Raw genomic sequence first — 26913 nt, 5'->3', positions numbered from 1 at the left:
CCATGCTCGATAGCATGGGCTGGGATAGCGCTCAGCAACTGAGCAGCTTGATGCAACAAGCTGCAACCGATGCCGATATCCGCCAGGGGTTTAGCCTTACAGGCTATGACCTCATGACGGCCGCAGCCACCTCCGGCTCGGACTCTAACGACGCATTTGGTGGGGACGCAAACGCCAATACATTCGACGCGGGAGCGGGGGATGACATTCTGGATGGCCAAGGCGGCAATGACAATTTGTCCGGGGGAATGGGCAACGACTTGCTCTTTGGCGGCGATGGCAATGATGATCTGTACGGCCAGGACGGAGATGACAAGTTGGACGGCGGTGCCGGTGACGACAACATCCGAGGCGGAAACGGCAACGACACGCTGATCGGCGGCGCAGGCAACGATGCGCTGTCCGGTGGTGCTGGTAACGACACCTTTGACGGTGGTGCAGGCAACGACATTGCCTATGGCGATGGTGGCAACGACACCTATTTGTTTGGCAAGGGAGATGGCCAAGACATGGTGGTCGAATTTGATACGACTGCCGGAAACACCGACCAAATCATCTTCAAGGCGGGCGTAAGCGTATCGGATATCCGGGTAGGCCGAGATGGCGATACGTTGATCTTGACGATCAACAGCACCGGCGATCAATTGCGCGTGCAAAGCTACTTCAACGCAGATGCCACCAACGGTTCGCAAGTGGAGGAGATTCGCTTTACTGATTCGCCCAGCACAGTCTGGACCGTAGCCGATATCAAAGCCCAAGTCTTGGCCGGCACGGCGGGCAATGATTACCTAGTAGGTTATGCCAGCGCGGACACCATCAATGGCTTAGATGGTAATGACGACATCTTTGGCCGGGACGGCGATGACGTGATCGATGGCGGAGCGGGTGATGACAACATCCGCGGCGAAAACGGCAACGACATCCTGATCGGTGGCGCGGGCAACGATACCCTCTCCGGCGGAGCCGGTAATAACATCTTCGACGGAGGTGCTGGTAACGACACCATATACGGGGATATTGGCAATGACACCTATCTGTTCGGCAAAGGGGATGGCCAGGACACGTTGATCGACTTTGACACGGCTACCGGAAACTTTGACCAGATCATCTTCAAGGCGGGGGTGGCGGTATCGGATGTGCAGGTGAACCGAGATGGCGATGCGCTGGTCTTGACAATCAATGGCACTGGCGACCAGATGCGTGTGCAGGCTTACTTCAGTGGAGATGGAACCAATGGCTCGCAAGTGGAGGAAATTCGTTTCACGGACGCTCCTAGCACAGTCTGGACGTTGGCCGATGTCAAGGCCTTAGCTCTGGCCGCCACGGCAGGTAACGATTACCTGGTAGGTTATTCCAGTGCGGACGTAATCAATGGCCTGGATGGCAACGACGATATCTTTGGCCGAGACGGTGACGACCAAATCAATGGCGGTGCGGGTGACGACAACATTCGCGGCGAAAGCGGCAACGACACGCTAATCGGCGGCGCAGGCAATGATGCGCTGTCCGGTGGTGCTGGTAACGACACCTTTGACGGTGGTGCAGGCAACGACATTGCCTATGGCGACGGTGGCAATGACACCTATTTGTTTGGCAAGGGTGACGGCCAAGACATGGTGATCGACTACGACGCTACGGTAGGCAATACCGACCAAATCATCTTCAAGTCGGGTGTAACAGCATCGGATGTGCGGGTGGGTCGAGATGGTGATACGTTGATCTTGACGATCAACAGTACCGGCGACCAATTGCGTGTGCAAAGCTACTTCAACGGAGATGCGACCAACGGTTCGCAAGTCGAAGAAATTCGTTTCACCGATGCACCCAGCACGGTGTGGTCCATATCCGATGTCAAAGCGATGGCGCTGACGGGCTCGGCAGGTAATGACTATTTGGCCGGTTACGCCAGCGCGGATGTAATCAACGGCTTAGACGGCAACGACGACATCTTTGGCCGAGACGGCGACGACGTGATCGACGGTGGTGCAGGTGATGACAACATCCGGGGCGAAAATGGCAACGACACGTTAAACGGTGGTGCTGGAAATGACACCCTGACTGGCGGGACCGGGAACGATACATACCTTTTTGGTAAGGGCGATGGTCAAGATACCGTAGTCGACTACGACACAACCGATGGTAATGTCGATCAAATCATATTTAAGGCTGGCGTAGCCGTATCGGATGTACAGGCTAGCCGTAGTGGCGACACACTGGTGCTAAAGATCAACGGCACAAGCGACCAGATCCAAGTATCCGGCTACTTCAGCGGAGATGGCTCTCAAATAGAAGAGATCCGGTTTGTGGATGCCCCCAATACGGTCTGGACTGTTGCAGACGTGAAGTCCTTGGTACTGTCTGGTACCGCTGGAAATGACTACTTGGTGGGTACAGCTAGTGCTGACGTAATCAATGGCTTCGACGGCAATGACGACATCTTTGGCCGAGACGGTGACGACGTGATCGACGGCGGTGCCGGTGACGACAACATCCGAGGTGAAAACGGTAACGATACGCTGATCGGTGGCGCAGGCAACGATTCCTTATCCGGTGGTGCCGGCAACAACACTTTTGACGGTGGTACAGGCAATGACACCATCTATGGCGATGTTGGTAACGACACCTATCTGTTCGGCAAGGGAGATGGTCAGGACACGATATTCGACTATGACACGACCGCAGGTCATATCGACCAGATCATCTTCAAGGCTGGCGTGGCAGCATCCGATGTGCAAGCAGTTCGTAGCGGTGACACGCTGGTGCTGAAAATCAACGGCACCAGCGACCAAATCCAAGTGTCGGGTTACTTCAGCGGCGACGCCGCCAACGGCTCGCAGATCGAGGAGATCCGTTTCACCGATGCGCCCAATACGGTATGGACTGTGGACGATGTCAAAACCAAGGTGCTAACCGGTGGAAGCGGCAATGACTATCTGTTGGGCTACGCCAGCGCGGATGTGATCAACGGTGGTGATGGCAACGACGACATCTTTGGCCGGGACGGCGATGACGTGATCGACGGCGGCCTGGGCGACGACAACATCCGTGGCGAAAACGGTAACGATACGCTGATCGGTGGCGCAGGTAACGATTCCCTGTCCGGTGGCGCCGGCAACGACACTTTCGACGGCGGCGCGGGTAACGATACGATGTACGGTGACAGCGGCAACGATACCTTCCTGTTTGGCAAGGGCGATGGCCAAGATACCGTGTTTGACTACGACACGACCGCTGGCAACACCGACCAGATCATCTTCAAGGCTGGCGTAGCCGCATCCGATGTGCAAGCAGTCCGTAGCGGTGACACGCTGGTGCTGAAGATCAACGGCACCAGCGACCAAATCCAAGTGTCGGGTTACTTCAGCGGCGACGCCGCCAACGGCTCGCAGATCGAGGAGATTCGTTTCACCGATGCGCCCAATACGGTATGGACTGTGGACGATGTCAAAGCCAAGGTGCTAACCGGCGGAAGCGGCAATGACTATCTGGTGGGTTACGCCAGCGCGGATGTGATCAACGGTGGCGATGGCAATGACGACATCTTCGGCCGGGACGGCGATGACGTGATCGACGGCGGTGCTGGCAATGACAATATCCGGGGCGAGAACGGTAACGACACGCTGATCGGCGGTGCAGGCGACGATTCGCTATCCGGTGGCGCCGGCAACAACACTTTTGACGGTGGTGCAGGTAACGACACCATCTACGGAGATGTTGGTAACGACACCTATCTGTTTGGCAAGGGCGACGGACAGGATACGATATTCGACTATGACAGCACCGCTGGTCACGTCGACCAAATCATCTTCAAGGCCGGCGTAGCGGCATCCGACGTGCAAGCCGTTCGAAGCGGCGACACACTGGTGCTGAAGATCAACGGTACCAGTGACCAGATCCAGGTATCCGGCTATTTCAGCGGAGACGGTACCAACGGCTCGCAGATTGAAGAGATCCGCTTTGCCGATTCCCCTAATACGGTGTGGTCGGTGGCGGACGTGAAATCCCAAGTGTTAACTGGCACCGCAGCCAACGACTATCTGACAGGGTTTTCCGGCGCAGATGTGATCAACGGATTGGACGGCAACGACGACATCTTTGGCCGGGATGGCGATGACGTGATCGACGGCGGTCTAGGTGACGACAACATCCGAGGAGAAAACGGCAACGACACCATGATGGGCGGTGCGGGAAATGATGCCCTGTCCGGCGGTGCTGGCGACGACACCTTCAATGGCGGTGCAGGCAACGACATAATGTATGGCGACGGCGGCAACGACACCTATGTGTTGGGTCGTGGTGATGGCATAGACACTATCGTCGATACCGACTCCACCGAAGGCAATACCGATGTGGTGGTGTTAAGCGCAGGCATTGCTGTGGACCAGCTGTGGTTCTCCCAGTCCGGTAACAACCTGGACGTGAGCATCCTGGGCACCACCGACAAGTTCAGCATCCAGAATTGGTACAGCGGCAGCCAATACCACGTAGAGCAGATCAAGACCAGCGATGGCAAGGTGTTGCTCGACAGCCAGGTGCAAAACCTGGTTCAGGCCATGGCCAGCTTCGGTGTCCCGCCCTCCAGCCAAACCGCCTACACCACTGCAGAGAACAACGCTCTGCAACCGGTGATCGCGGCGAACTGGCACTAAAGCAAAAGCGCTTATTCAGCCTTGTCCGCTTCGGGCCACCTACGGGTGGCCTGAAGCGGATTTGCGCTGTGCGTTCTCCCGCCCTCCCAAGCTCCAATGTCCGATCCCCTGATTTCCCCTGCCTCGGCGGCGTCCATGTCCGCCGCAGCCTCTGCGCCTGTGGCTCCCGACACGGCGCTGCTCTCGCTGCTAATGATGGCCAGCTACCACGGCGTGGCCGCCGATGCGGACCAGCTCAAGCATGCGTTCGGTCAGGAACCCTTCACCACGCAAACCCTGTTGCTCGCCGCCAAGTCCCTGGGCCTGGCCGCCAAGTTGGTGCGCCAGCCAGCCGAACGCCTGGACCGGGCCGCACTCCCAGCGATTGCCATCGACCGCGATGGCCAGTACTTTATCGCCGCCAAACTCGATACCAGCGACAAAGCCAACCCCAAGCTGCTGCTGCAGCGTCCCGGCAAGCCACCTGAAGTCCTGGCCTTGGCCGACTTCCTGGCCCTGTGGTCGGGCGACATGGTGTTTCTCACCTCCAAGGCCAGTTACGCCGGAGAAGTCGCCAAGTTCGACTTCACCTGGTTCATCCCCGCCGTCGTCAAATACCGCCGTCTGCTGGGCGAGGTCTTGCTGATCTCCCTGGTACTGCAGCTCATCGGCCTGGCCACCCCCATGTTCTTCCAGGTGGTGATGGACAAAGTCCTGGTCAACCACGCCATGAAGACCTTGAACGTCATCGCCATCGGCCTGGTCTGCGCCACCATCTTCGAAGCCCTGCTCACCGGTATCCGCACCTACGTGTTCTCCCACACCAGCAGCAAGATGGACGTGGAGCTGGGTGCCCGGCTGTTCAAACACCTGCTGAACCTGCCCATCAGCTACTTCCAGGCGCGCCGGGTCGGCGACTCGGTAGCCCGTATCCGTGAGCTGGAGAACATCCGCTCGTTCCTGACCGGCAACGCCATCACCCTGGTGCTGGACCTGCTGTTCTCCTTCATCTTCCTGGCCGTCATGCTCTGGTACAGCGTCTGGCTCACCCTGGTAGTCGTTGCCTCCATCCCGCTGTATGTCGGCCTGTCCATGGTCTTCACCCCGGTCCTGCGGGCGCGCTTGAACGACAAGTTCAACAAGAGTGCAGAAAACCAGTCCTTCCTGGTCGAAACCCTCAGTGGCATCGACACCGTCAAGGCCATGGCTGTCGAACCCCGCTGGCAACAGAAGTGGGAAAAACAACTTGCCTCTTACGTCGCTGCAGGCCTGTCCACCACCAACATCGCTACCGTTGCCAGTGGTGGTGTCACCCTGGTCAGCAAACTGGTTACCGCGGCCATCATGTGGCTAGGTGCCAGCCTGGTCATCGACAACCAGCTCACGGTGGGCCAGCTGATCGCCTTCAACATGTTGTCCGGCCAGGTGGCATCCCCCATCCTGCGCCTGGCCCAGCTGTGGAACGACTTTCAGCAGGTTGGCATCTCCATGGGCCGCCTGGGCGACATCCTCAATGCCCGCACCGAGGTCGTAGGGCAAAAGACCCGCATCCCGCGTATTGCTGGGGCCATCGAGTTCGACCAGGTATCGTTCCGTTACCGCCCCGATGCTCCCGACGTACTGCGCAGCGTACAGCTCAAAATCCATCCCGGTGAGGTCATCGGCATTGTCGGCCGCTCCGGCTCCGGCAAGAGCACCTTGACCAAGCTGGCGCAGCGCCTATATATCCCGGACCGCGGCCGGGTACTGGTGGATGGCCAGGACATCGCCATCATCGATACCACCTCGCTGCGCCAGCAAATCGGCGTAGTGCTCCAAGAAAACACCTTGTTCACCCGCTCGGTGCGCGACAACATCGCCCTGGTCAACCCGGCCCTGCCGATCGAGGCCATCATCGAGGTCGCCAAACTGGCCGGTGCCCACGAATTCATCTGTGAACTGCCCGAGGGTTACGACACCCTGGTCGGTGAACACGGCACCGGGCTCTCGGGCGGCCAACGGCAGCGTATCGCCATCGCCCGGGCCTTGCTGAGCAACCCGCGCATCCTGATCTTCGACGAAGCCACCAGCGCACTGGACTACGAGTCCGAGAAGATCATCCAAGACAATATGCGCCGCATCTGCGCTGGTCGCACCGTGCTCATCATCGCCCACCGCCTGTCGGCCGTGCGCGAGGCGAACCGCATCATCGTGATGGAGCGCGGCCAGATCGCCGAGATGGGCAGCCATGCCCAGCTGCTGCAGAACCCGCAAGGCATCTACAGCCACCTGTACCGCTTGCAGCAGGGGAACCAGAGCCCAGAATCCCATCCTGCCCCAGCGCCAGTATCCACACCAGCAACAGCGATGCAGGGTGCGGTGGCTAACGCTGTTACCAGCCAGACCACCCACACCCCTCCCGAGGTGACGGTATGAGCCTAGGCCACCGCATAGGAGCCTACCAAGAGCTCATCCAACGCTACGTCCTGACCTTCCGGCACTTCTGGAAGATCCGGGAGTCCTTGGGCGGCGGTTTGCTCAACGAGCAGGAGGCGGAATTCCTGCCCGCAGCCCTGTCCCTGCAAGAGAAGCCGGTGTCGTCTACGGCACGCCTGACAGGACGCATCCTGATGGCCATCGTGGTGGTGGCCTTGCTGTGGTCCATCCTGGGCCACATCGACATCGTCGTGAATGCCACGGGCAAGGTCATTCCTTCTGGATATACCAAGACCATTGCTTCCGTGGACGTGGCCTCCGTACGCGCTGTGCACGTCAAGGAAGGCCAGTTGGTGAAGGCCGGTGACGTCCTGGTGGAGCTGGATACCTCTGCTACCGATGCCGAGCACGACAAGGCTTCGGGCGATGCGGTGGCGTCTACCCTGCAAGTGGCACGGTCACAAGCCATGGTCCAGGCCGTGGACGCCCATCTGCGCCAAGCTCCACAGCTGCCCCAGCTGCCACAGCTACCGTCACTAGCCAACCTCCCCGCCGACCAGGTGCAAGCCGCCCAGCGCCAACTCGACGGCCAGTACCAGGACTTCCTGGCCAAGCTCAACCGGCTGGACGGTGATATCAGCCACTTTGCTCAAGGCCTGCCCTTGGCGACCCAGCGTGCGAATGACTACAAGGCCCTGGCCCAGAACCACGATGTTTCCGAGCACGCCTGGCTGGAGAAAGAGCAAGCCCGCATCGACCTGGAAGGTCAGCTGCAAGATGCCCAGCACCAGCGTGCCGCCTTGATCGCCCAGACCCGCAAGGAAGCCCACGACGCACTCACCGAAGGCAGCCGCACGGCGGCCTCCAGCAAGCAGGATGCCCGCCGCGCCGGCGAACACAGCAAACTGCTGCGACTGACCGCCCCTGTAGACGGCACGGTACAACAGCTGAATGTGCACACCGTCGGTGGTGTGGTACCCGCGGCCCAGCCCTTGATGCTGATCGTGCCGCGTGCCACCCAGGTCGAGGTCGAAGCCTTTATGGAAAACAAGGATGTAGGCTTCGTACAGGAAGGCCAAACCGCCGAGGTCAAGATCGATGCCTTCGACTACACCAAGTACGGCACCATCCCGGGCCGGGTGACCCACGTCTCACGCGACGCCATCCAGGATGAGAAAAAAGGCCTGATCTATTCCGTCAAGGTCGCATTGGACCAGTCGTCCATGGACGTGGATGGCAAGGCCCTGGCCTTGGGTGCTGGTATGTCGGTGAACGTGGAGATCAAGACTGGCACGCGCCGGGTGATCGAGTACATCCTGTCGCCCCTGGTGCAGCACCAGCGTGAGGCCTTGCATGAGCGTTAAGTACGGTATTCCAATGGGGCATAGAACCGGTAATCCACATGAATTCCTTGGCACAAGGGGAAAAACAGGCCAAACAGACACATGGACCACTGCTCCCATGGTGCTGGGCGTGCTCCTTTGTTTGCTGGCCGCACCGCTGCAGGCTGGAGAGCTATGGGACCGGTTGGGTAAACGCTGGGACGACCCGCTGCTCACGCGCCCACCCGTGCTGGATGCGGGCGCGGTCTTGCCCGGAGACAGCCGTCCCATACCCTGTGCAGAGCTGGACATTGCCAACAGCGCGGCAACCAACACCAGCAGCACCAAAACCATCGCAACCACCACCACACTGAGTCTGGCCCAGGCGGTGGATACCGCCCTGTGCCACAACCCGCAGGTACAGAGTGCCTGGGCGGCGATCAAACAGCAGTCGGCGGCACTCGGGGAGGCCCGGGCCGCCTACTTGCCGACCGCCAGCATGAGTGTCAGCCGCACCCGAGACAAGACCTGGATTCCCCATTCGGATCTGCCGGGCGCCAAACTCCTGGGTGATTCGGTGTATGCCAGCCTTAGCTGGCGCTTGTTCGACTTTGGAACCCGCCAAGCCAATACCCTGGCAGCGCGGGCACTGCTGGATGCGGCGCTAGCCAGCCATGACGCCGTACTGCAGAAGACACTGGCGGGTGTCATCCAGGCTTACTTCGATGTGCAGACCGCCCAGGCCACTTGGATAGCCCGGCAAACCAATGAAGCCCTGGCCCGCCAGACACTGGAAGCCGCCCAGCGCCGCGAGAGCAAGGGGGCCGGGGCCCAGTCCGATACTTTGCAGGCCAGTACGGCACTGGCCAAGGCCTCTCTGGACAGAAGCCGGGCCCAGGGCGCCTATGCCAAGGCCCAGTCGGTGCTGGTGTATGTGCTGGGGGTGGAGGCCATGCCAGCCAATACCCGCCTGGAGTTGGCGGAGGAACTGGAGTCAAAGCTGGAGTCAGGACCTGGCATGCACAACAGTCTGCGCCAGGACCTGGACAGTTGGCTGGAACAAGCCCAGGCCCAGCACCCGTCGATTGTGGCGGCCCGTGCCCAGTTGGCGGCGGCAGATGCACGCGTTCTGGCAACCCGGGCCGAAGGGCGGCCCACCCTGGACGTGAGCAGCAACTTCTACCAGAACGGCCGGCCCAACCAAGGTCTGCCCAGTACCAGGACCCGCGAAAGCATGCTGGGAGTGACCTTGACCATTCCCTTGTTCGAAGGGTTTGCACGGACCTACAAGGTGCGCGGTGCCCTGGCGCAGGCGGAGCAGAAGCAGGCCGATCTGTTGGATACGGAGCACCAGGTCCTGATGGAACTGGTCAAAGCTCATGCGGATGCGATGTCGGCACTGGACGAGCTGGAGGCTTCGCGCCAATTGCTGGAGGCGGCGCAGGCAGCATTGGCTTCAGTGCAGCGCAAGTTTGACAAGGGGGCTGCGGATATTCTGGAGATTCTGAGCACGCAGGCGGCGTTGTCGGATGCGCAGCAGGAGCGGATACGGTGTCTGGCGGATTGGCGCGGGGCGCGGCTGCGTTTGGTGGCCAGTGCGGGGGGATTGGGGCGGCTGGGGGTGGCGGAGTGAGGCTATAGCAGCGAAGCTGCAGACAACAAAAATGAAATGTTTGGGCGTTCGAAATATTACGCAGTTGTGGAGTAAATCAGCATGAAGTCTTTTTTGAGTTGGGCAGTATGTGTAGTTGCGGTACTTGTCTCAGGCTGTGCGTCCGTGGAAACGGCCAAGGCTGATCTGGGCTCTGGGCTTGCCCGGACGTATCCCAACACGTATGACGCTGTATGGGATGCTGCGCTCAAAGCACTACCGGCACTCAACATCGTGGTCAGCAGTGCAGACAAAGCAACGAACACCATTGCCGGATCCAAAGGTGTGTCCGCATTCAGCTGGGGAGAGAAAGTGGCGCTGCGCATCACCGCCGAGGGGGAGAATCAAACCAAGGTTGAGGTGGTGTCTAAACGCGCTATGCTTTTGAACGTTACGGCCACCGACTGGACACAAGACATCTTGCAGCAGATCGCACGCAAGTTACAGCGAGCAACCGGCAACACATCGCTTCCCCTACACGGCAATTCCATTGCAGGATTTGCCGAATACCAGCAGAAGCCCTCGCCCAAAGCTTTCGCGATTGCCGACGGGGGACATTGGGGGAGTGTTTCAGGTCGCAAGTCTCGGACCAATGAGGCGGTAGCGGCGGAAGCGGTTGAGGAATGTCGCAAGCGCGGATTTACGAATTGCCACGTGTATGCAGTCAACGATGAAATTGTGGAGTAGCTATAGATTGGCGGGGAACGTACTTCCTCATAGTTGAAGTTTTCGTCCGCATCCTTCATTTTATTTGGTGTCGCCATATGGTTGTATCATGCAACCGATTGGTCGGCAGCCATTGAAAATGGAGTACCTTAATATGGCAACATTCAAGCAGCAATACGACTTGCCTGCATGGCGTGGCCGCATGGCAGGGCGCGTTGGATTGGTCACCGGGGGCGGCAGCGGTATTGGACGTGCGACAGCGATCCGGATGGCGCACGAGGGAGCGGTGGCGGTCGTGATCGCCAATCGACGCGAACAGGAGGGACAGGCCGTGGTTGCCGAATGCCAAGCTCTAGGCGTGCAATCGCTGTTTGTGCAAACGGATGTCACACGCGAGGACGAGGTGGCGCGGCTTGTTCAAACGACGGTGGATCAGTTCGGATCGCTGGATGTGGCGTTTAACAACGCTGGTTTTCAGGAGCGACGTGCTCCGATAGAGGCGCAAGACAGTAGCGTCTACGACAACGTATTCGATGCCAATGTACGTTCGGTATTCTTATGCTTGAAATACCAAGTACCAGTCATGGCGGCACAAGGAACCGGCAGCATCGTCATCAACGCCTCTGTCAGTGGTCTGCGCAATCCCAATCCGGGTCTATCGCTGTACTCCGCCTCCAAGGCTGCCGTGATTTCCTTGATGCGATCGGCTGCCATGGAGTGTGCTCCGCGCGGCATCCGCATCAACGCGGTGGCACCTGGGCGCGTAGTGACCGACATGATGTTAGCGTCAGGTATCGCGGACATGTCGGTTGTGGCTGCTTCTCTACCTCTGCGTCGCATGGGTCAGCCAGAGGAAGTCGCCGAAGCGGTAGTCTGGCTGGCTTCGGATGAGGCTTCGTATGTCGTGGGCCATGTCTTGGCTGCGGATGGTGGTTTTACCGCGTCTTGAACAGAACTGCGAATGGTTTAGAGGGAGGGCTTCATACAAATACTTGAACTGCCTCTTGGTAGTCCAAGTTTTTATATGCCCCCTTTACGTATCCAAAACCAATGTAAACATCCTTTTCTGAGGTATTGGAACGTAAACCTCAGCTGAGCTTCCCTTAGGCTGGGGCTTCGATTAACAATGGGAGCTCGGATGAAAATGAGAGTGAGGTTGAAACTGGATTTGGATATTAAGCCGGATCTTCTTGAACGTATCGGCAGAACCCTTGTTGGTTTAGCCACCTTGATGATCTGCTGTGGAACGATGTGGATACGCTAGGCTGGGCCACCCAGATGGACGCCCTGTGGCCCGGGGACAGAATGTCTCCAGCAAGCACCAGGACATCGCTCTCAACCTCTGGCATGGAAAACGTGGCGTGATCCAGATGCAGGTCTGACAATATGTGGAGGCGCATGGTGGCTGGACTCTGCAGTGAGAATGGACGCGTACACGGTAATTGCTGATTCGGCAGTGGATACCACTGGAGCTGGAAATGTTCTATGACCCGCGATGAATTGATTGCAGTCGTGCCGGTGCACGACCAAGAAGGACGCCCCTTCTATGTGGACTTGAACGAGATCCCGCAGCCCTGGCGGGACCAGTTTTCTGACACTTTGTACGGCGCCCAGTGCCCGGTCGTACAGGGCGTCGAGAGGGCGGCCTATGCGTCGGATTGGCAGAGCTGGGTAAGTGGCAATTGGCACGGTGGGCACAACGTGCCAACAGGCTTGGAGGGCCAGCAAACATAAACCCCATCATCTGGCATGGTCGACACACCGGTTGGCCGACACCCTATGTTCGCAGCGCTGGCCCGAGAATAGACGGAGGCTACATGCCTGCAGTCTTCATGAACCCGGCCGCTCGGTATCCGTCAGTTTGTAGCCGATCAACGGACTCCCAAAAATACATGTTGTTGCGTTGAGATTTCAACCTGCTTATTCTTGCCACTTGGCTCCACCATCCATTTGGATTTCCATGCCCAGCCTCCCTCGTTCTGCCGCCGGCACCACAACTGGCGCTACGGCGCGCCCTTCCAACTTCTGGAGGATTGCCCGTGGACGCAGTGGCCGCCCCAGCATCACAGCGTCGCGCCGTATATTTGCCGACCTCGTCGGTCAGGTGCTGAACGCGCCAGCCTCTGACCTGTTCGAAGCGCTTGAGGAGGGTGTTCCAACCTATGTGGTTGACCTGATTGCCGCAGCAACCCAGCTGCCCGCATCGTTTGTCATGGACATGATCGGCATCTCACCCAGGACGTTCCGGCGCAGGGAACAGGCGAACGAGCCACTGCCCGATGTGGCGGGCCATAGGGTGATGGGTTTTTTGCGCTTAGCAGCAACCGTCCAGGGTGTGCTCGACGAAAGCGGCGATCCGGAAGCTCTACCGAGCTTCGACCTGGGAGGGTGGCTCGGGAATTGGATGCAGCAAACCCAGCCGCAACTGGGCGGCAGAACGCCGGCCCAGATGCTGCGCAATCCCGAAGGACTGCGCGTCCTTGAGCAGGGCATCCAACGTAAGCAGGCGGGCGTGTTCGTGTGACGCTACCTTCCTTCTCAAGAATCTGCGCAAGATAAACACCCTCGACGTGCTTCACGATTCTGGCGGTCGGTTAGCCGTCACTCAAGGGTTCATGGTCCGACGGATCTCTGGGGCAATGTAGAAACAGGGTTCTGGCAGCAGACTGAACCGTATCCGCACCTGACATCCAGCTGGCTGCCAATGATTGTGAATATTGCTTCCACACCGCAGCGGCGATGTCGACCGTGACGTCTTGTCCGAGCGCATGCAAGGCCTGCTGAACATTGCGCGCGTCTGATGTCTGGTCCTCATCCAGTTGTAGCGCCCCATGGGAGGCGCTGCTACGCTGGATCCAGCGAGCTAAATCTGACGCAAACTTCTTCGCGTCTTCGTCCATCAGTCTGTCGAAATCAGGGCTTCCCAATTCACGACCGACTGGCACCATGGAGTCCCATGCCACATCTTCGTCCGAGGGCGTGTAGTGCGCGCCAGATGTGGACGTTGCCGAAATCCGGTCCCCTGGGCCGATCCAGAACTCGTGGGACCCGCAATGCTCGGTAAACACAGCGACGCGATAAATGGCCCCCTCAGCGGGTGTTGTACCCACGTAAAACGCCCGCCGGAACGTCAGATCGGTGCCATCCTTGAATTGGACGTGAACACCGTCATCTGAGAAATCTGCCGCCAGCAGGTTGTATTCAAGAATGTCTTCGACGGAGCGGCCCAGTCGCTTGGAAAGTGCCATCTGCCAGTTCTCCAGCATACCGATCCACGGCATGGCTGCTTTGCTTCTGAGGTGGTCCAGTTCCTCCTGGGCTGCAGCCCGGATATCGTCCGGGGACGGTGATGGCGACTCGTCCTCATCAAAGATGCGCTCCAGGCGTGCTCCGCGCACGTCCATGGTGGCGACGGCGTAGTCAAGCCAAGACAGGAAATTGGTCGGCGGTGTCGGCGGGGTTGGTGTATCCATATCAGACCTCCATTTTTGATTGAAGACCTCCCGGTTCTGACTGTCACCGTTTTCAAGACAGTTGGCTACTTTTCAAAGTAAATTGTGATTTCTCCAATTCACATTGAAATGTCATAACAATCAACGACTTAGATAGTTCAAAGCAAAACAGCCATGATTCAATCCATGGTGAATATTGTTTGAGGGCAACACACACGCTACCCGGGTGCCCGACTTCCAAGCTCTGCCGCTGTGGCCGCATCCGAGCGTGCTTTCTCTGCCTGCACCATGCTGCTGTACCCCTTCCCATCAAAGAAGAACTCCTCCTTACTGGAGAAAGTGCTCTTGGCAATCTTCTTCTCGATAGGCTGGTAGCGGATGCTCCAGGCCTTGGCACTGTTCTCCAGCTCGGCCGCGTACTCCTTGGCCCGTTCCGCGGCTGCCGGCGTCCCAGCATCCTCAATCTGCCGCTGCAGCACCATGGCCGTGCCGGCGGTGGCACTGCTGCCGTAGCCATAGCCACCGCCCCAGGTGCCGGCACCAGCACCTTGCTGGTTCATGAGTCCGGTACCGAAGTAGGCGCCTTGGTCCAAGGGGATGGTGGACACCACCTGCCAGCCTTCGGCATTGATTTCCGTCACGGCTTCCGCCATGCGCTGGAACATCGCTGCATTGTTGAGGGCGGTGTCGCCCCACACGGATTCAACGTTCCTGCCGCCCTGGTTATTCCAGATGCCCCACTTCAAGATTTTGATCTTGGTTTCAAACCCTTGCGCCATCGCTGCTCCTAGCTCTCAATCCGTCCGTTGACTTCCACCGTAGCGGTGCGTGTTTCCGCATCCTCGGGCCAGCGGTACGTCCAGGCCAGCATGATCCAGGTCCAAACCAGAAAGGCCGCAAGACCGGCCAGGCCCAAAGCCATCTGCCCCTTCTCCAGCAGCCCTATGTACAGGCTGAAAAACGCCCACACCGCGGATCCGATGGCAAATGCCAGTAGACGTCCCAGTCTCGGTTTACCCGACAGGCAGTGGTAGCAAGCCAGAAGGAAGAAGACACAGCCCACCAGCCAGTTGAGCAGGGGCACTAGCAATACCAGGTAGCCACCCCAGAACTGACGTGAGCCTATGACCGCGTTTGGATTGCCCATGGATAGCCTTGCAGACGAGATGAGAAATAGAAAATCGGGGAGGAAGCTTGCTACCTAAGCAAACGGTGCCGAGTCCAGCGTCCAACCCATATCGCCTTCGTGCTTCAGCATCAACCAGGTTTCTTCCCGCTGGACGTCCAAGTGCCGGCGGATAACCACCGCTCCCGGCCAGGCACTTTTAGGAGTCAGTTGACGAACGAGCTGAGCAGTTTCCTCGCCGGCATATTTGATAGCGGCCTCGGCTACATCCGTAGCCCGCTCGGAGGTAAAGCCGAGGTCTTTGAGTTTCTTGGCTGCTTGCTCGCATCCATTAGCAAGTCCTACGCGCAATGTGCGTCCACGAAGTTGTGATTTCATAGTCGTGTACTGAGAATGAATTGGTTTTAACCGATTTTCGCATATTCGATTTTCGCATTGATTCTGCTGGTTTCAGAGACCCGCAGAATGCCCGATTCGTTTCACTCAGAGCAGTACAAGATCTTCATCGCATTGCTGCGGGAGACCAGAAAAGAGCTCGGTGTAAGCCAGGAGGAATTGGCTCTTGCGCTGGGGATGCCGCAGACCACCGTTAGCAAATCAGAAACTGGAATCCGGCGTGTGGATATCGTCGAGCTCCACGCTTGGCTACGTGCATTGAATGTGGATTTGACGGAGTTCATGGCCACGCTTCTGAAGCGCTGGGATGCCCATACAACGCGGCCGTATCTCCATGGGAAGGTCGTGCGTAAGTCCTAGAGTCGCGCTGAAACCATACATGATGGTGCGATTTTTCAAGACTCAAGCGGCGTTGACGCGCATACATCGGATGGAACATCTCCACCATATTTGGGCGACCCAGGCTATGACCTTCCGCGACGGACAAGGTGGTGCCCGATAATAAAGTCCTGCGCCGCCTGAAAAGGCTTCGAACATTCAAGTTCTGCGCTGACTCTACGAGAGCCTATCCGTACCAAACAATGACAAGGGAGTGAAATCGCATGAGCATTCAATTGCTAACGCAACTTGCGCAGGCTGGAGACTTTGCCCAATTTAAGACGGTCTTTCCAACGGTTCCACCATGCACCGATGCCGAAGCTCGTACTCTTATCAATGCGGTAGTGGCGGCCAATCCTCCAGAAAAGACCGCCATTATCGGGGCAGTACTTGCGCTAAATCAGAATGTGCCTGCGCCAAATAGCTACCCAGCAGACGTCCAGTACGTGTATCGAGGATGTGTGCTTCCCCCGAACGTCGTTAAAGCTGAGGGTTTTACTGCATCGATGAGTTCAACCGCCATCTTGGAGCACAAGCGCACCACAGGTGCAAGCTGTTACGTGAGCTGCAGCAAACTGCTGGACATCGCTGTTGAATTTGCGCAGAGTCAGAAATTAAAGAGGAACGTTCCGCAGGGCTTTGTTTACAAAATTGAGCCTCGAGGCGGAATTGACTGTGTGAAATGGTTCTTCCCACTTCGTGAGTTTCACGAGGCTGAGGCTGAGGTGGTCTTTCATAGGCACATTCCAAGCAGTGCTGTAGTAGCGTATGCCATTGATACGGCTCCTACCAATTTCATGCCGTTGTAGAGCTTAAAATCTTGAATGCATTTCAAGAATTTTGTATTCACCATGAGGATGCGGGAGAGTATCTGGTTGGCACTGGCGAATGGCTCCGAAAAGCTTTAGGTCAGTGGTGGCTTACACAGAGATGAGACGATGCAAGCCAAGCCAGCGAGCCAGCTCCGGCAGCGCGCGGGGCCCTTTCTTCAAGAACATCCCTGTCTCTCTACTGACCGACAAGGAGCGCAAAGACTGGGTTGTCAGGATGGGGGAGCATGCGCGCAGCGAGCTTACCGACGCCCTTAACCATATTGAGGCCCTAACGACAAGGGTGGAACCCTGTGCTGGTCAAGTTTTTTCGGACACAACGATAGGTAGTTTGATTGCCGATTGCTGCTCGAAGGCATTGGGTGGCAAGTTACCCAGTTTGGAATGCAGCCGTACGCTGTTGTAGAAGCCCACGATGTAGTCAGCGATGTCTGTCATTGCCTCGGTGTGGTTGGCGTAGTCGCGCTGCTAGACCCGCTCCGTCTTGAGGCTGAGGAAGAAACGTTCCATCACCGCGTTGTCCCAGCAGTTGCCCTTGCGGCTCATGCTGCCGACGAGGCCGTGACGCGCCAGTAGTGCCTGATGCAGCGCACTGGCGTACTGGCTGCCCCGGTCGGAATGAACAATCAACCCAGGTGCAGGTTGGCGCTGCGCGATGGCCAACTGCAGTGCCGAGCACACCAACTCCGCATGCATGGTCGGCGCCATCGCCCAGCCCACGACTTTGCGCGCATACAGGTCCAGCACCACCGCCAGATACAGCCAGCCGCTGCGCGTGCGGATGTAGGTGATGTCGCTCACCCAGGCCTGGTTGGGGCCGCTCGGGTTGAAGCGCCGCGCCAGCACGTTGCCTGAGACTGGCAGCGCATGACCGCTGTCGGTGGTGTGGACGAACTTGCGCCGCCACACGGCCCGCAGTCTGTGCTCACGCATCAAACGCCGCACTCGGTAACGCCCGATATGCAGCCCCTGGGCACGCAGCACCGCACCCAGGCGACGGCTGCCATAGACCTTGCCGCTGGCGGCGAACTCGGCCTTCAGCTGCGTGCTGACCAGGCAGGCCTTGGGCGCGAGCTTGGCGCGCTGACGGGCACCGTAGTAGCCTGAACGGCTGACGCCCAGCACATGGCATAGCCGCTCAACGGTGATGGCCTTCTTGTGCAACTGGTCGACGAGCTGGTAGCTCATCGAAGCTCGCGGGCAAAGAAGGCCGACGCTTTTTTTAGGATATCTACGTCGCCGCGCAGCTGCTTGTTCTCGGCCTCCAACTGGCGGATGCGTTGCTGCTCGGCGGTGAGCGGTTTGCCGATGCCGGGGCGGCCTGCAGCCTCTTCATCGGCTTGCGTCAGCCAGCGCCTTACGGCTGTCTCTCCCAGCTTCAGGTCGCGGCAGACCTCAATCACGCTCAAGCCTTGTTCGCGAATCATCTGCACGACTTGCAGCTTGAACTCCGCATTGAATGTCCGTCTTTGTTTCTTGGTCATATTCCTCGTCCAGGTGGATTCCACCTATCGAGGTGTCCGGGGGAATTAGACCAGCACACCCTTCCAGACACTGGCCTGTTACAGCCGACCTTGGATTGACCAGTTCAGCGCGCTTGTGCCAATGCCGAACTGATAGATCTTATCTATCGGGAAAGGCACACCCAGCTTCGTTCTACGTGTGCTCGGGGTTGTCATTAAATTACTGGCGGTTTGGTCATTCTGCAGTTGACGTCAACACAGCTGCCGTTCTCGCTAGTTGCATGGCCCTCAGGCAATGGCTTCCCCGAAGACTTTAGATCGTCAATCAGAAGGGATGCAACAGCTTCCTCCGGGATCGCCAGTCCATGCAACTGCATGATGGCACCCAGGCTTGGATCCCAAGAAGCCGTCACGGTGATGTCCGAGATATCCCGCTCTTTCTGTGGGCATGACCCGAAGGCTTGACGGTAGTCGTCTGACTGAAACCGCCACGGTGTAGCTGTGCACAACCGCATGACGTAGTTGGCGATATGAATGCCAGCCCAGTCGAAATCACCGTGATAAAGCAGCTTTGCACCGGCGTTGGCGAGTTGCGTCAGCAACACCCTCTGGGCGGCTGCAGGCATTCCATCCGTGCAGACAAGTGGCGCGCAGGCGCAGCCCAAGTTGTCTGCCGCGATGGACACGATGTTGGGGTTTTCGCAGACATAGACGGCCTGGTCAGCCACAGACCACGCGATTTGCGTTCGCAGCAACTGGCGCAGCGACAGGTATCCTGGCTCCCCCAGCGCCGCAGGTGGAAAGGATCCGCGATCGACCGGTAAGTTCAGAAACAGGACAGGGCGGGCTAGTTCATTGACCAGGATACCCGCCTGTGCCCACGTCTCCCGCGCACGCTCTGCGGGACGGTTGATGTTCTCCGCGTCCGTGGCGGCGTCTGGTGGGTCATGCTCCCGCGCGGCATCGTTGACGCTGTGCCGCAAGACAGCCAATACCAAGGTGGCCGTCGGCTGACCGCCGTCGAGAGCATGCGCGTTGCCGAGCACGTCGGCCGCCAGCTGAGCGCGTGTCAAACCCGCCGCCGGCAGATGCTGCAAAACCGCATCGACCTGCTTCAGCAGTTTGATCGCTGTGTCGGGATCTTGTCGGGCCATGCGCTTGATCAGGCTGGGCGCGGAGGTTGTCTGCAGCCAGGCGCTGAGTGCCAAATGCGACGTCGAGGTGTTGAGGGCCACGGCCCAGCGTGCGCGCAGTTCTTCTTTGGCTGCGGTCCGATGGATCAGAGGTCCGTCGATGCGCTCCAGTGCCTCGCGCAGCGACCCTGAAATCTGCGCATTGCGCAAAGCGGCATCGAACTGAGCGATATCGATGCGAACGGATGGGGTAAAGCGAGACGGGAGACCGACGATCAACGCCAGGGCTTCATGCTCGGTGGGGCTGAGGCCCGTGAGCTGAAGAACCCTTTTGTCAGGATTGTCACCATGGCGCTCGAAGTGCCGCCTCAAGCGACGGCGCAAGGCACTGAGCTCGGATCCACCGAGCCGGCGTTTCAACTTTGGATCGATGTCAGAGGTCATCGTCATGGCTGCAAGGGCGTGGGAAAGCGCCGGTCCGGGTCTTCTTCGCGTCGTTTCGCTCGACCGTCCCAGAGCCAGCGGGACACGAACACCGCATCCATCCCTTCGCGCCGCTGCAGTTGACAGATGGAAACGCCGGGCAGCTCCGCGTAGCATGCCCATTCTCGCTCGCTGGTAATGACGAAATCGAGATCGAACTCGTGGATCAGCCCCATGCAGTGAGCACGCGCTGCGTCATCGATGCCCGCGAAGGCTTCGTCGAGCAACATCAAGCGGGGCGCATACGGACTGCCACCCCGTCCGTAGAAGCTGGAAATCGCCGCGAAAAGAGGGACCGTCAGACCAAGTGCCCGTTCGCCACTGGAGGCAGGTCCGGACAGTTTGCGCCACGGATCACCCTGTTGGTGCTGACGCTCCACACGGAAGCGATGCCAACGACGGTAGTCCAGTGCGCGGGTCAATTGGTCCATAAGGCTCCCGCCGGGGCCAGCAGTATCGGCATCCGACCGTGCGCGCTCCATGGCGATCTGTTCCTGGAGCATGACGCCCACGACTCGCCGGTCTTCCGTCGACCACATATCGGAACTGCTGTTGAGCAAACGCTCGCGCGCAATGTTCAATCCAGCCGGCGCCCCTTCTTCGGCGGTCAGCGGTTGCCATTGAAGCCGATAGCGCACACCCGTGGAAGTCGGGCGCTTGTGAAGTTCCTCATTGATAGCGTTTACCTGCTTATCCGCAGTTCGCATGAGGCGCTGGATTTCAGCAGCGATCTCGGCTTGCAAGTGGTTCTCCAGGACTTCTCGCTCCTTGGCGGAAAGCAACTCGGTGCGCTGGGCGATGTCATCGGCCAGTCGGGCGGCCAGGGAGTCGGGGCGCTCAGGCCGGTTCTGATACATGACGTGTACCGAGAAGCCCCAGTCGTTGGGCTCGGAGGTGGCCTGGTGGCCCAATGCGCTCAGCGCACGCTGCAACTCGGTCAGGTCTTCAGCCACTTGACGCTGGATGCGTCCCCAGGCGGTGTCATCGTCCGGTACCTGGGCAAGTGCTTGCTCTGCCCGTCTTGCCAGATTCAGCGCGGGGTCGATGGTCCAGGGAGCAGCTTGATCTGGGATCGGAAAATCCGGTAGCGCGGAAGCCAGCAGACTGCTGTCAGCGAAGTGCTGGAGCCGCTGAATGGCTTGGGCGCGAACGACGGCGCGATCGTCCAACAGCCTTTCTGCGCCCTCCGCCTGTGTGCCGGCGACGGCGCGTGTTTCGCTGGCTTTCGTGAGCTTGGTCTGACTGATGTCTTCAGCGCTGTCAGCGCCTCTCACTTCGTTCGCCGCGGCAGTGAGCTGCAGGCGGAGGGATTCGACTTTCGCGCCGACGGAGCTTTGGAGGACGTCGTAGCGCGTCTTGGCCTTCTCTGCCCGCTCGTCGGCACTGGCCAACTCTTCTTCCCGTTCCATCACAGCGCCGCGCGCTTCTTCCTCCCGTTCTTGCTGTTGGAGATGATCAGGTCCGGCGCTGCACCATTCACGCGCGGCCTGCGTTACTTGCTGATGGGCATCGGCGAACCGGTCCAGTGCATCCGACACGGGCGACAAGTCGTCGAGTGCGCTCGGCAATTGAAGGTCAGCGGCGTCGCGTTCCACGGCGTCGCGTGCTGCCTGTAGTTCTGACTCTGCGGTTCTGCATTGGCTATCGGCGACATCAAGGCGCTTGCCGGCCTGCAGGACGTCGCGTGCTGCGCTGGCAGCCGCCTGGATTGCCTTGTGAAGCGGACTATCCGAAGGCGCTTCGCTCCATTCACGTTCCGCGCTGCGGCGGGCTGCCGCCAAGTCTTCGATCTCTTGCACCAGCCGTGCATCTTCCTCGTCGATTGCCAGGAGCCGCGTGGCGATCTCTTCAAGGCGGCGCTGCCGCGCGCGCGCCCGGGCGGTGTGGCCGATGTAGACGGCCTCGGGTTTTCTCCAAGCTCCCGCCAATGCGCCGAGGCGGTATCGACCGTCGGTTCCAATCCACGATTCGGCCTCGCCGGAATCGTTCGAGCCGCATGCGACCGTCACGAGGATATCAGCCACGAGATCCGATGTAACACTGCTGTCGTCGGGCACGACCGCCTGAAGCACTTTGGCCAGGCTGTCGGTAGTCACAAAAGACCGTTGCACCCATACGTTGTCCAGCAGCGGCGTGCCGTCAGCGTGCGTCAAGACTCCATCGGGCGAGAGCCATGCATCGAGCAGGCCCGAGGCTTCGAGCGCCGCTTCCAGCCCGGCGCGTTCTTCCGTCTCCACATGGGGCAGAAAGTCGACCAGTTGCCAGAGTGGTGCGCCAGCTCGCTCATCCCGGACACCCGGCATGCGCGTGGCCGGCGGCGGCGGTGCCGCATCGTGGCCGGCCGCCAGCCGATCTCTCTCCTCGGCGAGCTCCGCGCGTTCCTGCTTCAGATCGCCCCCTCGGTTTTCCAATGTGAGCTGCTTACCCGCGTGCCGCAGGGCGGCCTGCCGATAGGCCTCCGTCAAAACCGCATAGATCGGGTTGGGACCTTCGGGCAAGGCAACCCATGTGGCGAGCTGTTCCAGTGGCTCCACGACGTCGAAGCGAAGCTGCACGAGGCGGGCGCAATGGGCGGACCATGCGTTTGCCAATTCGTTGCCTGCACTCTCTGCTTCCTGATCGGCAATGGCACGAGATTCAGCCAGTTCTTCCAGTTCTGCCTGCAGATCGCGTTGCGTGGATTGCGCTGTCTGTAGCGCCGTTTGCTTGTTCGCTGCGGCGACGTGACGTTGTTCGAGATGGCGGATGCTCTCGCGCCGTTTGCTCGCAGCGTCCCGCAGCAGAGCTGCCGCAACTGCGATCTGCGCGATCGGAAACTGTGCCAGATCCTCCAGCGCCAGCGCAGCGAGCGGGTTGTCCACGAGCGCAGCGTCCGTGCCGGCCAGCGCAGCTTCCGAAGCGCACCGTGCCCGGGCGGCCAGTAGTTCCTGCTTTGCCGCCTCAAAGCGCTGGTTCGAGCGACGACTGCGTTCTTCTTCACGACTCAGGGCTTGCCGCGCACTGTCACGTTGCCGGAGGGTTGTCTTCGCTTCCTCTTGCCGCTCCGACGCATCCTTCTCGGCCTGGCTCAGGCGGTTGGCGTCCTGATTGGCAGGATCGCTTTGGAGCGTTTCCAGTCGTTCCCGGGCAGCAATCAGACGCCGCTTCGCATCCTCGTGATCGGTGATGGCTTGGGCCTCGTCGGCTTGAGCGGTCATCAGTGCCGCACTCGCCTTGCTGCGGTCCTCACTGGCGTTGTCAAAACCGGTCTGAGCCTGTCGCAGCTCTCTCGCTTGTCGGCGCGTCAGCGTGCCCGCGTATGTCCGGTACCGCTGCTCGAAATGCTGAACGGCGCGTTCCAGTTGGCGTGTTTCGTCCAGCTGGATGCGATCTTCTTCCAACTGGTTCAGTGCTTCGGCGACGTCGCCGAGCAACTCCGTCGGCAACGGCGGGAGCGCCTCGGTGAGCGCATGGGACAAGCCCGCTTCGTCGGGCTTCTTCGACAACTGGGGCTGGCGCAACTGAATCAAGGTATCCATTAGCGCTTCATAGCGCTTTGTACCCAGTTGGAACAAGCGTTCGTCGACCCCTCGCCGATAGCTGTGGGCGTTTTCGAAGATCTTGCCCCGCCCCTGTGCTTCAACCGTATCGCGCAGACGTTCTCGGGTGAGAACCACGCGCTGTTCGCTGGTCAACCAGATGTCTTGGCCGATGCGGGGGTCTTCGCCTGCCGCAGCCCCTTCGAGGATGAAGAACCAGCTCTCCACCTGCGTCTTGCCCGTGGCTGCGGACAGACCTGCCCCCAGCGTGAGGTAGCGGTGCGTGCCGTCCGCCATTCGGCGACCGAACTCGATCCAGGTATAGCCGATGCGGCGTTGATAGCCGCTCATCAGCAGGTTCCAAGCCATCTTCTTGCCGTTATCGCCATCTGGTTCGATCCGCGAGGGCCTCAGATTCGCATCGAAAAGAAACGGCAAGGTCAGCGAGAGCACCTTTGATTTGCCTGTGCCGTTGTTGCCACGCAGAAGCAAATGGCCATCTCTGAACCAGAACTCTTCGCTGTCGTAGTGGAATAGCTCAACCAGGCCGAGCCTAAGAGGTTGCCAGCGCTCACGCAACGGTTCTGGCAGCGCTGGGCGCAACGATGAGGGCGAATCAAAGAGTGCGTCTGTCATGCGTCGAAGAGCGTATCTGCTGAGCCCTTGCGCACGGACTGTGTGGCAGGCGGGTGGATCTGAGTTTCACCGATGGCGAATCGAGCTATCGCCGCCAGTGGGCGGATCTGGCCGTTCTGATGTGCGATGAGTTGAAGTTTGTTCAGCCTGCCCAGCGCGATGCTGGCCAGTTCCTTCTCGGCGCCGGGCTCGCGCGCCGATTTGCGCCAATAGCGGCCATACCGGTCCATCGCGCCCCGCAAGAACGCGGCGATCGCATCGTCCGTGGTGACTGGAGAAGCTTGCGCATCGCGTAAACGCTGAGCGAGGTGTTCCGCGACCAGCAACGTGGCATGGGCCTCGGTACCTTCCGCAGGCATCGAGATGTCGGTCAGTTGCCCGGATTCGTCGGTCAGTGCCAGCCCTTCGGCGCGTTGCTCGGCGACCAAGCCAGTAGCGTCGCAAAGCCGTCCCGCCATGGCACCACGCTGGTTGACGAAATAGGCCTGTGTGTCAGCGCCCAGGGAGGCCGTGTAGATCACCGGGTCATCCAACAGCCGGCGTGCGAGGTGGTGGCGCAGGGTATCTCGGCGTCCTTGTTCGCCATCGACCGCATGCTCAACCGCCAATGACCGCAGCCTGTCTTCGAAATCGACGGGCATGTCTTCCTGCCGCCACGTGGACGGTCCACGCACGGCCGCGAGCATGCCGGCCAACATGCGGCGTTGCACGTCGTAGAGCGCATCGTGCTGGGCCGCGCGGTGGTCGTGAATGAAGCTTTCCTCATCCCCCGCCACGCGTTGCAGCACACCGTGTTCCAGCAGAGTCCTGCAGACGGCGACGAGATCCCGGCGATCCGCAGAACTGCGCAATGCGAACTCGAACCCGCGTGAAGTTAAGGTGGCCTCCGCTGCCCACTGCACCACGCGCTCGCCCAGCAACTGCAACGTGATCTGCGGATCGGCCCGTTCGAGCACAGCGCAGGCCAGGCAGAGCAGGACATAACGGCGCTTGTCGTAGGCCGGCAGACCTCGGGTGTCGTCGGCCAGGTTCGCCGGACGTTTGAACAGTCGGGCACCCTCGCGCTCGACATGCAGGGGCCAGCCGGCTTCCCGCGCAAACCAGTCGCGTAGTCGTTCAGCTTGGCGCCGGACGGCTGGGAAGTCCTCGTTACCAGGCGCCATCAATGGGCGCATCAGAAGCGCTCGAACGCTGCGACTGAACTCGTCTTGCTGCTGCGCCTTTTGGAGTTCTCCCAGGCGCTGGTTGTCTTGGCGGGGTAGGGGGCGCGTACTCATATCGGCGCCTGCGTAAAGGCGATCGTGAGTAGGTGGTCTCTGCCCGAGAAGATGCCCGCTGGCGTGCGAATCTGGGCTTGGCTATCGCCCTCCAACGGTTCCATGCGGATCTGCAGCAGTCCATCCCCGGTTTGACGCTCGACACTCTGCTCAGGACTTGACTGTTCCGCCAAAGCCTCGCCGAGCAAGCTCAGGAACAGTCCGAATGCGTGCGTATCCAAATCGCCCAGTTCAGACAGCCGAGTGGCGCGACCGATGGCCAGCCGTTGGCGCGCCGCATCGACCTGGCGTGATTCCTCGGCTAGCTGCTGCGCCATCAGTGCACGTTCGACGCTACGATCACGCACGCGTGACAGCGCACCGCGCGGTGCCGCTTCGCCATACTCGCGCAGGCGCGGGCTGATCTGCAACGGTGGCGCCTCCGCCCAGGAGGTGCTGGGTGGTAGATCCTCTTCCGCTTGCGGGTTGAGCGAGAAATGCCGTGCTGGCTGGAGCGCAAAGGCAGCACGCGCCAGACGGTGCGCCTGTCCTTCGGTCTCGCAGGCGGCAAACCATTGGGCCAATGTTCGGAAATCCGCCGAGCGATCGCTGCGCCCGCTGCGCCGTTCATTCATGGCGGCGATCGCGCCCAGCAACTGTGGAATGGCAGCACGGGCTCGCGCACGCAGCAGTTCAGCCTGGGGCGGTTCGGCGCCTGTCGCCAGGAACCAACCTCGAAGTCCTTTCCACCGTTCTCGCCATGCGCGCCAGCGACGCATCTCTTCGTCTGTTCGGTTTTGCGCATCGCCAGGCGCCGTGTCTCGCGCCTCGCGCGCGGCGATCTGAAGAAAGACGGCGTCCATACGCGGCGAAAGGTATTCAATGAGTTGGGCGATGCCGTCCGAGCGGCGCACCAGGTCGCTCATGAAGCGCTCCAGGTAGTCGATCAGTCGCCGTTTGTAGGCGATGACCATATTGGCCTCGGCCTGCTGGAGCTCTAGGCTGCGCGCCACACCTGCCATAAATGCTTGGGCGTTTTCGGCCAAGTCCTCAAACACGCGAACCAGGTCTCGCAAGATCTCGTGCATCTTGGCGACATCCGCTCCGTCAGCCGAGGCCGATTCGTCGACGAGGTGCCGCAGTGACAGAAGACCGCTAGCGATATCCTCCAATGCGACGGTTTGCAGTTGGGCTCGGCGCCGCAAGGTTTGAAAAAAGACGGACAAACCGGCTTCCGCGGCTTCACCGCCATGGGACAGGCGATAGAGAAACCGCGCACGATAGAAGTCACTTAGCGACGACACGCGCGCGGTGTCGGGTTGCGATTCCAGATTGCCCCAGGCGGCCAACTGAGCCAACGCACCGTTGACTTCCTCGATGCGAGGAGAAGGGGTGGGCCAATCAGCCTCCGCCAGCACCTCATCAGGACGCAATTGGAGCCGGTACTGCCGTTTAGCTGCCGCGAAGACGTCCATGATGGAGCGGTAGAACGCAGCCTTTTCTACATTTAGGTGCTGGAAAAGCTCCGCTGCCGTAGTCGTCTTCTGCATGGAACTGCTC

The 26913-nt window shown here is 59.7% G+C and carries 18 protein-coding genes and 1 pseudogene; 10 read left to right on the top strand and 9 right to left on the bottom strand.

Annotation, left to right across the window (positions count from 1 at the left end):
• The first annotated feature begins 50 nt into the window (after positions 1–50).
• The 8 genes from AC07VY_RS18700 (at position 51) to AC07VY_RS18665 (ending at position 13206) form a co-directional block, all read left to right on the top strand.
• The gene (locus AC07VY_RS18700) at positions 51–4649 is read left to right on the top strand and encodes a calcium-binding protein (RefSeq protein WP_495098776.1); all 4599 of its coding nucleotides are present in this window, start codon (positions 51–53) and stop codon (positions 4647–4649) included.
• A gap of 135 nt (positions 4650–4784) precedes the next feature.
• Positions 4785–7043: a type I secretion system permease/ATPase gene (locus tag AC07VY_RS18695; protein ID WP_495098777.1), complete on the top strand. Its 2259-nt coding sequence runs from the start codon at positions 4785–4787 to the stop codon at positions 7041–7043.
• Positions 7040–8407, top strand: coding sequence for an HlyD family type I secretion periplasmic adaptor subunit (locus AC07VY_RS18690; RefSeq protein WP_495098775.1), 1368 nt, complete (start codon positions 7040–7042; stop codon positions 8405–8407). The genes AC07VY_RS18695 and AC07VY_RS18690 overlap by 4 nt, the downstream gene beginning before the upstream one ends.
• 109 nt (positions 8408–8516) lie before the next feature.
• Positions 8517–9998, top strand: a complete 1482-nt coding sequence (locus AC07VY_RS18685; RefSeq protein WP_495098774.1) for a TolC family protein — start codon at positions 8517–8519, stop codon at positions 9996–9998.
• 81 nt (positions 9999–10079) lie between these two features.
• Positions 10080–10703: a hypothetical protein gene (locus AC07VY_RS18680; protein WP_495098773.1), complete on the top strand. Its 624-nt coding sequence runs from the start codon at positions 10080–10082 to the stop codon at positions 10701–10703.
• A gap of 88 nt (positions 10704–10791) precedes the next feature.
• Positions 10792–11631 (top strand): SDR family NAD(P)-dependent oxidoreductase, encoded by an 840-nt coding sequence (locus AC07VY_RS18675; protein ID WP_495098772.1) that lies wholly within the window; start codon positions 10792–10794, stop codon positions 11629–11631.
• 536 nt (positions 11632–12167) lie between these two features.
• Positions 12168–12416 (top strand): hypothetical protein, encoded by a 249-nt coding sequence (locus tag AC07VY_RS18670; protein ID WP_495098771.1) that lies wholly within the window; start codon positions 12168–12170, stop codon positions 12414–12416.
• A gap of 226 nt (positions 12417–12642) precedes the next feature.
• Positions 12643–13206: an antitoxin Xre/MbcA/ParS toxin-binding domain-containing protein gene (locus tag AC07VY_RS18665; protein WP_495098770.1), complete on the top strand. Its 564-nt coding sequence runs from the start codon at positions 12643–12645 to the stop codon at positions 13204–13206.
• A 70-nt stretch (positions 13207–13276) separates the two neighbouring features.
• Here the strand turns inward: AC07VY_RS18665 and AC07VY_RS18660 are convergent, their stop codons facing one another.
• The 4 genes from AC07VY_RS18660 to AC07VY_RS18645 form a co-directional block, all read right to left on the bottom strand.
• Positions 13277–14155: a hypothetical protein gene (locus AC07VY_RS18660; RefSeq protein ID WP_495098769.1), complete on the bottom strand. Its 879-nt coding sequence runs from the start codon at positions 14153–14155 to the stop codon at positions 13277–13279.
• Between the two features lie 197 nt (positions 14156–14352).
• Entirely contained in the window at positions 14353–14913 is a 561-nt protein-coding gene (locus AC07VY_RS18655) for a hypothetical protein (protein WP_495098768.1), read from the bottom strand.
• Positions 14914–14921: 8 nt separating this feature from the next.
• The gene (locus AC07VY_RS18650; protein WP_495098767.1) at positions 14922–15281 is read right to left on the bottom strand and encodes a hypothetical protein; all 360 of its coding nucleotides are present in this window, start codon (positions 15279–15281) and stop codon (positions 14922–14924) included.
• A gap of 54 nt (positions 15282–15335) precedes the next feature.
• Complete coding sequence (locus tag AC07VY_RS18645) at positions 15336–15638, bottom strand: hypothetical protein (RefSeq protein ID WP_495098766.1); 303 nt, start codon at positions 15636–15638, stop codon at positions 15336–15338.
• An 87-nt stretch (positions 15639–15725) separates the two neighbouring features.
• Here AC07VY_RS18645 and AC07VY_RS18640 point away from each other — a divergent pair, with 87 nt between their 5' ends.
• Complete coding sequence (locus AC07VY_RS18640) at positions 15726–16016, top strand: helix-turn-helix domain-containing protein (protein WP_495098765.1); 291 nt, start codon at positions 15726–15728, stop codon at positions 16014–16016.
• A 242-nt stretch (positions 16017–16258) separates the two neighbouring features.
• Complete coding sequence (locus AC07VY_RS18635; RefSeq protein WP_495098764.1) at positions 16259–16843, top strand: scabin-related ADP-ribosyltransferase; 585 nt, start codon at positions 16259–16261, stop codon at positions 16841–16843.
• A 321-nt stretch (positions 16844–17164) separates the two neighbouring features.
• Here AC07VY_RS18635 and AC07VY_RS18630 read toward each other — a convergent pair.
• The 5 genes and pseudogenes from AC07VY_RS18630 to AC07VY_RS18610 form a co-directional block, all read right to left on the bottom strand.
• A pseudogene (locus tag AC07VY_RS18630) lies at positions 17165–18348 on the bottom strand (IS3 family transposase).
• A gap of 194 nt (positions 18349–18542) precedes the next feature.
• Positions 18543–19910 carry a TIGR02679 family protein gene (locus tag AC07VY_RS18625; RefSeq protein WP_495098763.1) on the bottom strand — a complete coding sequence of 456 codons (1368 nt, stop codon included), beginning with the start codon at positions 19908–19910 and terminating at the stop codon, positions 18543–18545.
• Positions 19907–24097 (bottom strand): TIGR02680 family protein, encoded by a 4191-nt coding sequence (locus AC07VY_RS18620; RefSeq protein WP_495098762.1) that lies wholly within the window; start codon positions 24095–24097, stop codon positions 19907–19909. The genes AC07VY_RS18625 and AC07VY_RS18620 overlap by 4 nt, the downstream gene beginning before the upstream one ends.
• The gene (locus AC07VY_RS18615) at positions 24094–25374 is read right to left on the bottom strand and encodes a TIGR02678 family protein (RefSeq protein ID WP_495098761.1); all 1281 of its coding nucleotides are present in this window, start codon (positions 25372–25374) and stop codon (positions 24094–24096) included. The genes AC07VY_RS18620 and AC07VY_RS18615 overlap by 4 nt, the downstream gene beginning before the upstream one ends.
• On the bottom strand, positions 25371–26903 hold the full coding sequence (locus AC07VY_RS18610; RefSeq protein ID WP_495098760.1) for a TIGR02677 family protein: 1533 nt from the start codon (positions 26901–26903) through the stop codon (positions 25371–25373). Before AC07VY_RS18610 ends, AC07VY_RS18615 begins: the two co-directional genes overlap by 4 nt.
• Positions 26904–26913 lie beyond the last annotated feature (10 nt).

Source organism: Rhodoferax sp. GW821-FHT02C08 (assembly GCF_059421805.1).
This window is presented reverse-complemented; position numbering and strand designations above follow the sequence as displayed.